The sequence below is a fragment of the Terrisporobacter hibernicus genome (assembly GCF_020809405.1).
GTDB lineage: Bacteria > Bacillota > Clostridia > Peptostreptococcales > Peptostreptococcaceae > Terrisporobacter > Terrisporobacter petrolearius.
Window position 1 is genome coordinate 1,265,941 of record NZ_CP081135.1, and the last position, 13,204, is coordinate 1,279,144.

At 28.6% G+C, this 13,204-nt stretch carries 12 protein-coding genes and 1 riboswitch; of the genes, 3 read left to right on the forward strand and 9 right to left on the reverse strand.

Annotated elements, in window-relative coordinates:
* Positions 1–117: 117 nt before the first annotated feature.
* Together JW646_RS06090 and JW646_RS06095 are read left to right on the forward strand one after the other, a co-directional pair.
* Complete coding sequence (locus tag JW646_RS06090; RefSeq protein ID WP_228416926.1) at positions 118–333, forward strand: helix-turn-helix transcriptional regulator; 216 nt, start codon at positions 118–120, stop codon at positions 331–333.
* Entirely contained in the window at positions 326–979 is a 654-nt protein-coding gene (locus tag JW646_RS06095; RefSeq protein WP_228416927.1) for a YdcF family protein, read from the forward strand. Before JW646_RS06090 ends, JW646_RS06095 begins: the two co-directional genes overlap by 8 nt.
* 44 nt (positions 980–1,023) lie before the next feature.
* Here the strand turns inward: JW646_RS06095 and asnB are convergent, their stop codons facing one another.
* From asnB to JW646_RS06120, 6 genes are all read right to left on the reverse strand, one after another.
* A complete protein-coding gene (gene asnB / locus JW646_RS06100; RefSeq protein ID WP_331478081.1) occupies positions 1,024–2,667 on the reverse strand; it encodes an asparagine synthase (glutamine-hydrolyzing) in 1,644 nt (547 codons plus the stop codon).
* On the reverse strand, positions 2,664–2,864 hold the full coding sequence (locus JW646_RS20220) for a hypothetical protein (protein ID WP_331478068.1): 201 nt from the start codon (positions 2,862–2,864) through the stop codon (positions 2,664–2,666). The genes asnB and JW646_RS20220 overlap by 4 nt, the downstream gene beginning before the upstream one ends.
* A gap of 154 nt (positions 2,865–3,018) precedes the next feature.
* On the reverse strand, positions 3,019–3,858 hold the full coding sequence (locus JW646_RS06105; RefSeq protein WP_228416928.1) for a sensor histidine kinase: 840 nt from the start codon (positions 3,856–3,858) through the stop codon (positions 3,019–3,021).
* 97 nt (positions 3,859–3,955) lie between these two features.
* A complete protein-coding gene (locus JW646_RS06110; protein ID WP_228416929.1) occupies positions 3,956–4,735 on the reverse strand; it encodes an ABC transporter permease in 780 nt (259 codons plus the stop codon).
* Complete coding sequence (locus JW646_RS06115) at positions 4,728–5,648, reverse strand: ABC transporter ATP-binding protein (protein WP_228416930.1); 921 nt, start codon at positions 5,646–5,648, stop codon at positions 4,728–4,730. Before JW646_RS06115 ends, JW646_RS06110 begins: the two co-directional genes overlap by 8 nt.
* Before the next feature lie 117 nt (positions 5,649–5,765).
* Positions 5,766–6,473: a response regulator transcription factor gene (locus JW646_RS06120; RefSeq protein WP_228416931.1), complete on the reverse strand. Its 708-nt coding sequence runs from the start codon at positions 6,471–6,473 to the stop codon at positions 5,766–5,768.
* 438 nt (positions 6,474–6,911) lie between these two features.
* Between JW646_RS06120 and JW646_RS06125 the strand changes: the two genes are divergently transcribed.
* Entirely contained in the window at positions 6,912–7,859 is a 948-nt protein-coding gene (locus JW646_RS06125) for a calcium/sodium antiporter (protein ID WP_228416932.1), read from the forward strand.
* 214 nt (positions 7,860–8,073) lie between these two features.
* On the opposite strand, the gene gcvPB is transcribed toward JW646_RS06125, so the two are convergent.
* The 3 genes from gcvPB to JW646_RS06145 all read right to left on the reverse strand — a co-directional run bounded on the left by gcvPB (position 8,074) and on the right by JW646_RS06145 (position 13,102).
* Positions 8,074–9,522, reverse strand: a complete 1,449-nt coding sequence (gene gcvPB, locus JW646_RS06130; protein WP_228416933.1) for an aminomethyl-transferring glycine dehydrogenase subunit GcvPB — start codon at positions 9,520–9,522, stop codon at positions 8,074–8,076.
* A 1-nt stretch (position 9,523) separates the two neighbouring features.
* Positions 9,524–12,007 carry an aminomethyl-transferring glycine dehydrogenase subunit GcvPA gene (gcvPA, locus tag JW646_RS20225; protein WP_331478069.1) on the reverse strand — a complete coding sequence of 828 codons (2,484 nt, stop codon included), beginning with the start codon at positions 12,005–12,007 and terminating at the stop codon, positions 9,524–9,526.
* A gap of 171 nt (positions 12,008–12,178) precedes the next feature.
* Positions 12,179–12,289, reverse strand: a riboswitch (glycine riboswitch).
* 294 nt (positions 12,290–12,583) lie between these two features.
* Positions 12,584–13,102, reverse strand: coding sequence for a folate family ECF transporter S component (locus tag JW646_RS06145; RefSeq protein WP_083399399.1), 519 nt, complete (start codon positions 13,100–13,102; stop codon positions 12,584–12,586).
* Between the last annotated feature and the right edge of the window lie 102 nt (positions 13,103–13,204).

Consider the following 13,204-nt stretch of genomic DNA (forward strand, 5'->3'; position numbering starts at 1 on the left):
TTTTAATCTAAAACTATTACTCTTTTAATGTATAAAATAATTTTATATATTAAATTATATTCACTCCTTGACAATTATAGTTGTCATTTTTACAATGTGATTAATTAGGAGGATTATATGCCATTAAATAATCGTTTAAAAGAATATCGAGCTAAGATTAATGTAAACCAAACACAGATGGGAAACCTAGTTGGAGTATCTAGGCAGACAATTAGTCAAATTGAGCGTGGAGATTATTCTCCTTCAGTTACTTTAGCATTAAAAATAGCAAAGATTTTTAATGCAAGTGTGGAAGATATTTTTAGTTATGAGGAGGAGGAGTTTATTGAATAATATAGATTATTATGGAAAAATATTATGGGATTATCATAAATTAAATCAAAAAACTGAAAAGGTTGAAATTATTTTAGGACTTGGAAGTCATGACTTATTTGTTGCTAGAAGATGTGCTGAACTTTTCCTAAAAGGATATGGTGATAATATAATTTTTACTGGTGGTTTTGGGAGAATTACTAAAAATATATGGAATATGACTGAAGGGGAAAAACTCGCAGAAGTTGCTATAGATATGGGTGTTCCCAAAAACAAAATTATTATTGAAAATAAAGCTTCAAATACTGGTGAAAATATAAGTAAAACAAAAAAAATCTTAAAAGATATAGACTTATACCCTTCATCTTTTTTAATTGTAGATAAACCTTATAGGGAAAGAAGAACTTTTGCCACCATAAAAAAACAGTGGCAAGAAATTGATTTTATTATAACATCTCCACAGTATTCTTATGAGGAATATTGTGAATTTTATTCCCAAGGTGAAATTTCTAAAGATGAGTTTATTTGCATCATGGTTGGTGATTTACAGAGAATTGATCTATACGGTAAAAATGGTTTTCAAATTGAGCAAGAAATTCCTGACAAGGTATGGAATGCTTATAATAATTTAGTTTCTTTAAAATATGATAAACATTTATGTAAATAAATTAAAAGCCATTAATAAAATTATATATTAACGGCTTTTAATCTCTATATGTCTAATTTAACATGATAAAACTTCATCCAATTGTTAAACTGAATTAAATAAGCAATAACTTGTGGACCAGTCATTAATTGACCATACCAAGGTTGCTCAAAAGATGTGCCTCCTGTATCAATCAATTTAGAAACAAAATCATAATCTACAATCTGATGAATCGGCGAAGTTTTGTCTTCTAAAATCAATCTTAACATTTGGCTAACTTCTTTAGTATACTCAGGGTTGTGAGTTTTTGGATAAGGGCTTTTCTTCCTGTCTATAATATCATCTGGTACTAAACCTCTTACAGCTTCACGAAGTAATCCTTTTTCTCTACCGTGTAGTAACTTTATGTCTTTTGGTAAATTAAAAGCATATTGTACTAATCTTTTGTCAGCAAAAGGTACTCTACCTTCCAAACTATTAGACATAGTCATTCTATCTTTTCTATTGATTAAAGTAAGCATAAAGTGCTTAATGTTTATATAAGATAACTCTCTTATTATTCTGTCTTCGTGACTTTCTCCAGGTAATTTTTCAACTCTATTTATACTTTCTCTACAAGTTTGTTTTGCATATTCTTCAATAGGAAGTTGTTTTAAATTCTCTTTTAAAATATTTTTTCTGTAGCTTATGGAGTTTGCCCAAGGGAATATTTCAATAGAGTCATACTCTCTTGTAAACCAAGGATATCCTCCAAATACTTCGTCAGCACATTCCCCTGACAAAGCCACTGTAGCATATTTTCTTACTTCCTTTGCAAACAAATATAATGACGAATCTATATCTGCCATACCCGGCAAGTCAGCAGCTATAGTTGCATCATCTAATGCATGTGCCAAATCAATATTGTTTAAAACAATGCTATGATGATTACTTCCTAAGAAGTCTACCATTCTTTTTACATATTCTGAGTCAGAATTTGGTTGATAAATATTTTTCTTGAAATATTTATCATTATTTTCATAATCTATGGAAAAAGTATTTAGAGTTTTAAACCCCTGCTCTTTGAATTTATCAAAAGCAACCTTTGATATTATACTTGAGTCCAGTCCTCCAGATAAAAAAGTACATACAGGAACATCGCTAACAAGTTGATTTTCTATGATTTCTACTAATAGATCTCTAACAGTATTTTTTGTTTTTTCTAAATCATCCTCATGTTCTCCTACTTCTAGCTTCCAGTATTCATTTAAAGTTATACCTTTCCTATTAAATATTAAATAAAATGCTGGGGGAACTTCTTTTATATCTTTAAATATTCCACTACCTAAATTTCGTCCTGGCCCTAAAGACATAAGTTCAAGCAAACCATCTTTATCTACTATTGAATCCACATTTGGATGTTGTAATAAAGTTTTAATTTCCGATGCAAAAACTAAATTACCATCTTTGTAAGAATAAAAAAGTGGTTTAATTCCAAGTGGATCTCTACACAAAAACAGCTCTTCATTATATTCGTCCCAAATTCCAAAGGCAAAAATACCATTAAGATGTTCTACACAGTTTTTACCATATTCAATATATGATGTTAACAGAACCTCTGTATCACCATAAGAATCAAAAGAATATCCTTTTGCAATTAAGTCAGCTCTTACTTCTTCCGTGTTATAAAGTTCTCCATTATAACAAATCGTATATTCTTTATTACCTATTTTTTTGTCATAGGTTGAAGACCTCCAGTTGGATCAACTATAGCAAGTCTTCTATGACCAATTAATGCATGATCATAAACTTTTAATCCTCCTGAGTCAGGTCCTCTAAGCTTAAGTGTATTAATCATTTTGTCCATTATATGGGAGTAATCTCTTATATTGTTTTTAAGATTAGACCATCCTACAATTCCACACATAATATAGCCTCCATTTGTTCAAGATATATTACTATATGATGAATACATAATTTTTGATACAGCTAAGGTTTATTTATTTGTGTTAAAATTTCAATATAGTTAATTTTATTTAAATATATAGTATATAATTAGGTATTTCCCTTATTTTTTTAATTTATTCATTTTTATAATCATGTTTAAAAGTAATTATAAAATGTATAAAGTTATCATTTATTTCTGCTTTTATACTACCATTTATCTTTTCGACTAAGAGCTTAGTTATGGTAAGCCCTAATCCAGAACTTTGATTATTTCTTGATTCATCTTTCATATAAAAGCGGTTGAATAGTTTTTCTACAGGAATTTCTTCTAAATTTTCCACATTATTACTAAAAATTATATCAACATTATCTTTTGATTCTTTTATACATACTTTAAAAGTATCTTTTGTATACTTAGCTGCATTTTGAATTAGGTTTATAAAAATTCTTTCTATAATTTTTAAGTCACCTTGAATTATTATTTCCTTATCACCAAGGTTCAATTCCACATCTATATTTTTTTTATCAAAATCATTATAAAAAATCAATAATTGCTCCATTAACTCTTTATGTATGTCTATATTTTTTATTTCTATCTTATATTCATCAGTTTCTAGCCTAGATAAATCATAAAAATTTTGAATCAAATTTTTTAATGCTCTAGATTTTTTCTCTACTATTGAAATATATTCATATTTTTCTTCATTACTTATTTCCTCATCCTTCATTAAATCTATATATCCTAATATGGATGTTAATGGAGTTCTTAAATCATGAGATATGTTTTCTATTTCTTTTCGTAATTCTTGCTCTCTCCGTACATTTTTAATTTTTTCCATTTGAGTTATTTCTAAATAATTATTTATTTCCACTAATAAGTTTTCCATATCCTTATTTGGAGAAGACAAAGTAAGTCTTCTATTTCTTTCTATATCTTTACTGATTTCTTTTAAATTCTCTTTTGCTTCTCTCATATTGTTGGAGAGCAAAAAAAAGCGTGCAGACAAATACACACTTGTAAAAAATAAAACTATAACCATAAATACCATAATCTGCACACCTCTTTTATTATTATTTTATTTCAACTTTTTCAAATAATTTCATTCCCAATAAATAAAATACTATTGTTCCAATAATACCTACTATAAAACAATTTATTAATCCTTGTTGACTGCTCCAAAAGAATATAAATTTATGATCTCCACTTCCTTGTGTAATATCTTTGACTATATTCCATGGCATGAACTGCGCTACTTTTCTTAATATTTCAATTCTAGCTCCCAATAACTCTAATATTTTTGGTATTATGATCATAATAGAAACCCAACACATTACAACTGCTGTTTCGTTTTCAAATATAAAATAAAAACAATGGGCAACAGTAGCACTAATTAATAATAATGGTGCACAAGCTATTAAAGCCCTTATTAGCTCATTTAAATAAATGTCTCCACTATTCTCAAGTAATATTAAACCACTTACAATATAAACAGAACTAATTAAAACTAAATTAATTAAAGCTATAACTAACAAAACTATAAATTTACCAAAATAAATTTCACTTCTTGATATGCCATAAGAAATAGAGTTTTTTAAAGTATGACTTTTGTGCTCTTGTCCAAATACTACCCCTACCATAAATAGACATAAAATTAGTGGTATTCCCATACTTGAATATAATGATGAAAAAGAAAACCAAGTGCCTGCATAAGCAAAGTTTGGTGTATTATTTGCAAAAACTGCAAGGACACCATTTAAAAATATAACGAATGACATACACCCAAATAAATATATATAATTTCCCTTAGAATGTAAATTACGATAAAATTCACTTTTAATATAATTAAGCATGTTGAATACCCCCTATTAAAGACATATAATAATTTTCAAGATCTAAATATTTTTCTTCCATAGCTAATAATCCTATGCTATTAGAAATAGCTAAACTACTTATTTTGCCCGGATTATCAATTCCTTCAAATATTTGTATTCTATCTTCTGGCAACACTTTGTAATCCTTATAACCTAGCTCTTCTTCTAACAATGCTGACATTTTTTTAGGATTACTCACCTTAATTTCTAAGTAAGTTTTGCATTTTTCCTCAAGCTCTTTTGCTGATAATTCTTCTACTAAATGTCCTTTATTTAAAAATCCATAACAAGTTGCAACATTTGATAATTCAGATAATATATGGCTTGATATTAAAATTGTTATGTTCTTTTCTTTATTAAGTTTTAAAATTAAATTTCTTATTTCTATAATACCTGATGGATCTAGCCCATTTATAGGTTCATCCAACAACAATAATTCTGGTTCTGTCATCATTGCCAATGCTAATCCCAGTCTTTGCTTCATACCAAGGGATAGATCTTTAAATTTCTTTTTCCTAGCATCTAATAAATTCACTTCTTCTAAAACTTTATCTATTTTGTCCTTACCAGGTATTCCCCTTTGAATTCTATAGTACTCCATATTTTGCTCTACTGTTAATTTTTCATAAAAACTTGGCGATTCTATTATTGTTCCTGTTCTGCATCTAGCATTATTTAATTCTTCTTTTGATGATTTTTCAAATAATTCAAATTGACCGCTACTGGCTACTCCTTGGCCTGTTAAAATTCTAAGCAATGTACTTTTACCAGCACCATTATTCCCTACTAAACCATAAATATCTCCTTGATTCACAGTAATACTTATATTTGATAATGCTAAATCTTTACCATATTTTTTACACAATTTATGTGTTCTTATAACTGATTTCATCCTTAATCTCCCTTAACTTTTTTAATTTTTTTAAGTTTTAATTAACTTTATATTTATAATAATACAAAAATATCTTTAATAAATATTCAAGAAAGTTTAAAGAAAGTTTAAAGATTATTAATTATTATTTAATTTAAATCCTATACCCCAAACTGTTTTTATGTATTCCTCTTCTTTTTCTACTTCTTTTATTTTCTTTCTTATATTACTCACATGCACATTTACAGAATTGTCTTCTCCATAATAACCATTTTTCCATACTAATTCGTATAAGGCTTCTCTTGAATAAACCTTATCTGGATTTTTTATTAAAATATATAAAATATCAAACTCATGATTAGTCAAAGAAATATTTTCATTTCTAATCTTAACTGTTCTAGACTGTTCATTTAATATTAGTTCTTTAAATTTATATTCATCTTCATTTTCCAAATTATAATTAAACGTATTACCAAATTTTCTATATCTTCTTAGCTGAGAATTTACTCGAGCTAATATTTCTTCTAGTTCAAATGGCTTAGTCAAATAATCATCAGCGCCTAAATCCAATATATTAACTTTGTCTTCCAATGAAGTTTTTGCTGAAATAACTATAATAGGCATGTCTTGCTTTTGTCTAGTTATTTTTATTAATTCTTCTCCTGTAATCCCTGGTAACATTAAATCTAACATTACTAAATGAAACTCATCCATCGACAAACGAAGATGAGCTTCACTTCCAGAAAAGGCTTGAGTCACTCTATAGTGTTGTTTTTGAAGTGTTTTAGAAATGAGATTATTTATATCAGCATCGTCTTCTACTACTAAAATATGTTCTTTCTCCATAATTTTTCTCCTTATAATAAATTATAATAAAAATATTTTCCCACATACTATTATATTAGTTAATTATTTCCATTTTTACAAATGTATTTAAGTTATTATAATTAGTAGGAATAATTTTTTGCAGAAATGTAGAATATATACTTATCCTAAAGGGATGAATAAAGTTCACAGAATATACTTTGATAATTCAATTATTTGTAATCCTAAAAGTGAAAGATTTAGAATAAAATAAGCTATTTATTTTCATAGATAGCTTGTTTTATTATTTTTAATAAAAACTAAAATCTATTGTTTGGTTTTAAAGATTAACCAAATTCATGCAGTACATATACATATTATCATTAGTATGATTGTCTCAAGATCATTTGTAAATATTTGGTTTTCGTGTTATCCTATAATATCGTCAAAAATATTTTAATAAAACTCGGAGGAATTAAAATGTCATTTTTACTTTTAATTATAGGTTTCTTTTTCCTTATAAAAGGAGCTGATTTATTTGTGGAAGGGTCATCATCTATTGCAAAAAAATTTAATGTTCCTTCTATGGTTATAGGACTTACAATTGTTGCCATGGGAACAAGTGCTCCAGAAGCAGCTGTAAGTATTACATCGTCACTAGCTGGCCAAAATGATATGAGTGTAGCTAATGTTGTTGGATCAAACTTTTTTAACATACTTGTAGTCCTTGGTGTTTCATCAATAATCTCTAAACTACCGGTTCAAAAAGGTACAATAAAAAAAGATGCACCTTTTTTATTGTTAGTTAGTGCTTTACTATTACTATTTGGATTAAATTTAAATATTAGTAGAATAGAAGGGTTAATACTACTAGCAGTATTTATATATTTCTTAATTGATACAGTAAAATCTGCTAAGAGAAGTAGCCAGGAAACTGCCAAGGAAGCTGCAACAACCATGGATGTGGAAGTTACTAAGGAATCATCTATACCAAAAACTATATTATTAAGTATAATTGGAGTAGTTGGAATAGTATTAGGTGGAGATATGGTTGTCAATTCTGCTACTGAAATAGCAACATCTTTCGGAATGAGTGCTAACTTAGTTGGATTAACCATAGTTGCTATTGGTACATCTTTACCAGAGTTTGTAACATCAGTAGTTGCAATAAAAAAGGGCGAAACAGAAATAGCAATAGGAAATATTATAGGGTCTAACATATTTAATATACTATTTGTTTTAGGGTTGGCTACTACTATAAGTCCTATAACTATAAGTATGTTTGCCTTTATAGATATAATATTTATGGTGGCTACAACTGTTCTTTTATACTTCTTTATGAAAAAAGATGATTCACTTGTAAAATCAGAGGGAATCATATTCCTTATAGTGTACGTAGCTTATATGGCTTATACTATCATGAGATAAATAATAACTAATAAAAAGTAGCTCTTGCACAAGCAAAATTGTTGTGTAATAGCTACTTTTTTCTTATATTTCTTTTATCATAGCTGATGATAGTACGTCATTTAAACATTCTTATCCTACAATATATTTTCATTTTTTACTATATATAATAAAAAACACCTAAGAAATATATAATTATATAACTACTTAGGCATTTTTTAGGTATATTAATTTTTTATCTATTCTTCCAAGTTAATATAGGTTTTTTCACTGCTCTTGCATCATCAACTCTACTAATAATAGTGTTATGAGGAGCTGAAGTCAATAGTTCTGGATTTTCTCTTCCTTCTTTTGCTATGGATTTCATAGCTTCTATAAATTTATCTAAAGTCTCCAAGCTTTCTGTTTCAGTTGGTTCTATCATCATTGCTTCTCTAATTATTAATGGGAAGTAAACTGTTGGTGGATGATAGCCATAATCTAACATTCTTTTTGCAATGTCCATTGTATTGTATTCTCCATGAGGTCCTCTGAGTACAAATTCATGTTTACAAACTTCATCTATTGGTAAATCATATTCCTCTTTCAAATTTTCTTTTAAATAATTTGCATTTAAAACAGCCATTTGGCTTGCTTTTTTAAGTCCATCTTTACCCATAGTTAAGATGTATGCAAAAGATCTAACCATTACTGAAAAATTACCATAGTAGTTTTTAATTTTTCCTATAGAGTCTTTTTTATCATAATTTAATATATATTTATCATCTACTTTTTCTATTACTGGCACTGGTAAATAAGGAATTAAATCTTTTTTTACTCCTACTGGACCACTTCCAGGTCCTCCACCACCATGAGGTGCCGCAAATGTTTTGTGTAGATTCAAGTGAACTACATCAAATCCCATGTCTCCTGCTCTAGTTATTCCCATAATTGCGTTTGTATTTGCTCCGTCGTAATATAAAAGTCCTCCAGCTTCATGAACTAGATTTGCTATTTCTTCTATATTTCTTTCAAACAATCCTAGAGTGCTTGGATTAGTTAACATTAATGCTGCTACTTCATCATTTAATACTTCTTTTAATTTATTTATATCAACTGCTCCATTTTTAGTTGATTCAACTTCAATAATATCAAACCCAGCCATATTTGCACTGGCAGGATTTGTTCCATGAGCAGAGTCTGGTACTATAACCTTAGTTCTTTTTAAATCGCCTCTACTTTCATGGTATTTTCTTATCATCATAAGTCCTGTATATTCTCCATGCGCTCCTGCAGAAGGCTGTAAAGTTACCTCATCCATACCTGTTATTTCACATAACATTTCTGATAAATTGTACATTAATTCTAAAGATCCTTGTGACGTTTCAATTGATTGATAAGGATGCATATTAGTAAATTTACTAAGTGAAGCCATGTCTTCGTTTATTTTTGGATTATATTTCATAGTACAAGATCCTAGAGGGTAAAATCCTGTATCAACACCAAAATTCTTATTTGATAATAAAGTGTAATGTCTTACTACATCTAATTCACTTAATTCAGGTAATTCTAAGTCAGTTTTCTTTATCATATTATGATCTAGCATTTCATCTAGTTTTGATAATTCTACGTCTAGTTTTGGAAGGGAATAAGCTTTTCTTCCTTCTTTAGAACTTTCAATTAATAAGCTATTATATTCTTTCATTTTACATTCCCTCCATAATTCTCATTAATTTATCTATTTCGTCCACACTTCTTTTTTCTGTTACACAAATCATAGTACAACCTGCTAATTCTGGATAATCTTTGCCTAAATCATATCCTCCAAGTATGTTATTTTCTAATAATTTTTTATTTAGCTCATCTACTTCAATTGGTGATTTAACCACAAATTCATTAAAAAATCTTCCTTTAAATAATGGTTGGAATTTTTCACCTTCACTTATTTTTTTAACTGCATAATGTGATTTTTGCATATTTTGCATTGCCACTTCTTCATAACCCTTTTTTCCCATAGTTGCCATATAAATTGCTGAATTCAAAGCACATAAACCTTGGTTTGAGCATATATTTGAAGTTGCTTTTTCTCGTCTAACATGCTGTTCTCTAGTTTGAAGAGTTAAACAGTAACATCTATTTCCATCTCTATCTACTGTTTGACCCACTACCCTACCAGGCATTTTTCTGATTAAACCTGACTTTATAGCTAAAAATCCCACATATGGTCCACCATAGTTCAATGCATTGCCTAAAGGTTGTGCATCTCCAACAGCCACATCTGCCCCCACCTCTCCTGGAGATTTTAGTACACTTAAAGTTATTGGATTTACACTTAATACGTACATTGCTTTTTTGTCATGAGCTATTTGCCCGACTTCATCCACGTCTTCTATAACACCAAAAAAGTTAGGGTTTTGAAGTAGTACGCAAGCAGTATCCTCGTCTACTACTTCATTCAATCTATTTAAATCCGTCATACCTGACTCCCTATCATAATCAACTTCCACAACTTCACAATTATTAAATTGTAAATAAGTTTTTAATACTTTTCTTGTTTCTGGATGAACAGTTTTTCCTACTACTACTTTTTTACGTCTAGTTTTAGAAACTGCTAATAAACACCCTTCCACTGCCGCTGTAGCACCATCATACATAGATGCATTTGCTATATCCATTTTTGTTATTTCTGCTATCATTGATTGGAATTCAAATATACTTTGTAATGTTCCTTGACTTATTTCTGCTTGGTATGGTGTATATGCTGTGTTAAATTCACTTCTTGATGTAATATGTTTTATTATTGAAGGTATATAATGATCATAAGCACCTGCTCCTAAAAAACAAGTTAATTCTTCTGTACTTATATTTTTATCTGCTATGCTTTTTACTATTTGACTAACTTCTAATTCTGATTTTGATTCTTCTAACTGTAAATCTCTTTTTAATTTTAAACTATCTGGTATGTCTGAGAATAAATCGTCTATTGAATTTACTTTGCATGCTTTAAGCATTTTTTCTTCATCTTCATGAGTTGCTGGTATATATGAATATTGCTTATATTCTTCTTTTACTATTTCTGATTTTTTATATTGTTTTTTATAAAAAGGTTTCTTTACTATTACTGCACTTACAAGTTTTTTTCTTACTCTTACTCCTATTTCACTTCCAATTTTGGCATGATTACTATCTATTATTGCCATTCCTATAAATTTATCTAAAGTTGGTGATTTAAGCCCTGTAGTAACAAATCCTATAACACTACCATCTACTTCTATTTCATAACCACTTCTTATCATTCCTTTTCCTTGCATTTCAAAAGCAACTAATTTTCTTTGTATTTTTTGTGATTTTAAACTAATTAAAGCTTCTTTTCCTATAAAATTTTCTTTATTTAGTTTAACAAATATTCCTAAACCTACTTCTATAGGAGATATTTTTTCACTTAATTCATTACCATAAAGAGGTAAGTTTACTTCCGCTCTTAAAGTATCCCTAGCTCCAAGACCTACTGGTGTTATATTTTCTTTTCCCACTTCCAAAATATCATTCCATATTTTATCTACTACATTTTCGTCACAGTATATTTCAAATCCATCTTCTCCAGTATAACCCGTTCTTGAAACTATACATTTTTCTCCACAAACCTCTACATTATTTTTAAATTTGTAAAACTCTATATCACTTAAATTTATATTTACTAACTTAGATAATATATCTTCAGCTTTTGGACCTTGTATTGCCAATTGAGAAATATTACTAGATATGTTATTTATATTTACGTCAAATTTTTCACTTTGTTTTGTAATCCATTCATAGTCTTTATCTATATTACCAGCATTGATTACTAGTAAATAGTTTTCTTCACTTACCATATAAACTAACATATCATCTACTGTCATTCCATTTTCGTAGCACATTGGTGAGTATATAATTTCTTCTGCTTTCAGGTTTGTAATGTCATTTGTAATTAAATACTGTATAAAATTAAATGCGTCTTTACCCTTAACTTCAACTTCTCCCATATGAGAAACATCAAATAGCCCGGCACTTCTTCTTACATAGTCATGTTCTTTAGTTGCACTTGTATACTCTAATGGCATTTCCCATCCTACAAATTCAAACATTTTTGCATTTAATTTTTCATGTGTAGAAAATAATTTAGTTCTTTTTAGCTCCATACATTCTATCATTCTCCTACTCCCCCATCACATTTTATATATATACGTAAAAAAGAGGATATGCAGACACTATAAATAGTAGCCACATATCCTCTGTTCATTTACCTGAAAGTTTTAGTGAGATAATCTCATTTTCTTCTTCGGTGACTTTCACTCTTAATGAGCAAAGTCTTTCCAGAGTTCCATCAATTTACGATATTCTTGCCTGAAAGTTTCTCTGAAAATTTAATGGCGATTTTCAGATTGCTTCTTCGGCCTTTTTACCTAGGTAAAAATGTCTCTCGTAAATCTCACTTGGATTTATTTAATTCTAAAATTATTGTATGTGAGTTCATAATATTTTTCAACTGTTTTTGTTCATTTTCTTATATGTTTTTTCCGATTTTTTCGACAATTTAAAATTGTGTGATAAATATACAAAAGTGCTTATAAAAGTTATAAGCACTTTTATCGTACATTAAAGTTACTTAGTAAAAATCAATAGACTTTCCCCAACTTTAGCCCTTATAGTTTTAGTATGAATTGCTGAACAACCATTATTTCTTTTCTAAATTCGCAGTGGTTAAATCTGCTACATATAAGTTTTTCTTATATAGCTTGTGAAAATTTAGGTAATTTCACTATGAATTTTTTCCATACAACTCCTATTGTTATAATTTTTAACGGTATCATAATAGCTTCTTTAAGTAAACGTGTTGGCAATAATCCTATAAATCCTTTACCCATTAAAATAGACAGCCAATAAGTATCTAGACCTAAATTTAAAATTATGTCTATAACTAAAACAGCTCCTATTATTCTTGTCCATGTAACTGGCTTATTATGTAAAAATACTCCATATACTACCCCTGCCAATATTGCAGTAAGTGTGAATCCTGGGAAAAATGCTCCTGTTGGAAATAGTACAACTCCTATAATATCAGCGATCCCATTTGCCACACCTGCCCATATTGGCCCATACATAGTAGCAATTATAGCCACTGGTACAAAACCAAATCCTATTCTAACTATAGGTGTTTGTATAGAGCAGAATCTAGTTAATATAATTTGTAATGCAACTAATAAACTAGTCTGAACTAGTCTTTTAACATTAATTTTTTTATTCATAAATTTCCTCCTAAATTGGGCTCGCACATAAATATGTGATTTATGTGTGGAGTTATCAAAAATAATAAATATTATATATATTTCTATTATTATTTATTGATT

Bases quoted from the DNA above. Each gene is read 5' to 3' on its own strand.
- JW646_RS06090 (WP_228416926.1), top strand. From the start codon at position 118: ATGCCATTAAATAATCGTTTAAAAGAATATCGAGCTAAGATTAATGTA.
- JW646_RS20220 (WP_331478068.1), bottom strand. From the start codon at position 2,864: ATGTGTGGAATTGTAGGATGGTCTAATCTTAAAAACAATATAAGAGAT.
- JW646_RS06105 (WP_228416928.1), bottom strand. From the start codon at position 3,858: ATGAGAGAAGCAAAAGAGAATTTAAAAGAAATCAGTAAAGATATAGAA.
- JW646_RS06110 (WP_228416929.1), bottom strand. From the start codon at position 4,735: ATGCTTAATTATATTAAAAGTGAATTTTATCGTAATTTACATTCTAAG.
- JW646_RS06115 (WP_228416930.1), bottom strand. From the start codon at position 5,648: ATGAAATCAGTTATAAGAACACATAAATTGTGTAAAAAATATGGTAAA.
- JW646_RS06120 (WP_228416931.1), bottom strand. From the start codon at position 6,473: ATGGAGAAAGAACATATTTTAGTAGTAGAAGACGATGCTGATATAAAT.
- JW646_RS06125 (WP_228416932.1), top strand. From the start codon at position 6,912: ATGTCATTTTTACTTTTAATTATAGGTTTCTTTTTCCTTATAAAAGGA.
- gcvPB (WP_228416933.1), bottom strand. From the start codon at position 9,522: ATGAAAGAATATAATAGCTTATTAATTGAAAGTTCTAAAGAAGGAAGA.
- gcvPA (WP_331478069.1), bottom strand. From the start codon at position 12,007: ATGATAGAATGTATGGAGCTAAAAAGAACTAAATTATTTTCTACACAT.
- JW646_RS06145 (WP_083399399.1), bottom strand. From the start codon at position 13,102: ATGAATAAAAAAATTAATGTTAAAAGACTAGTTCAGACTAGTTTATTA.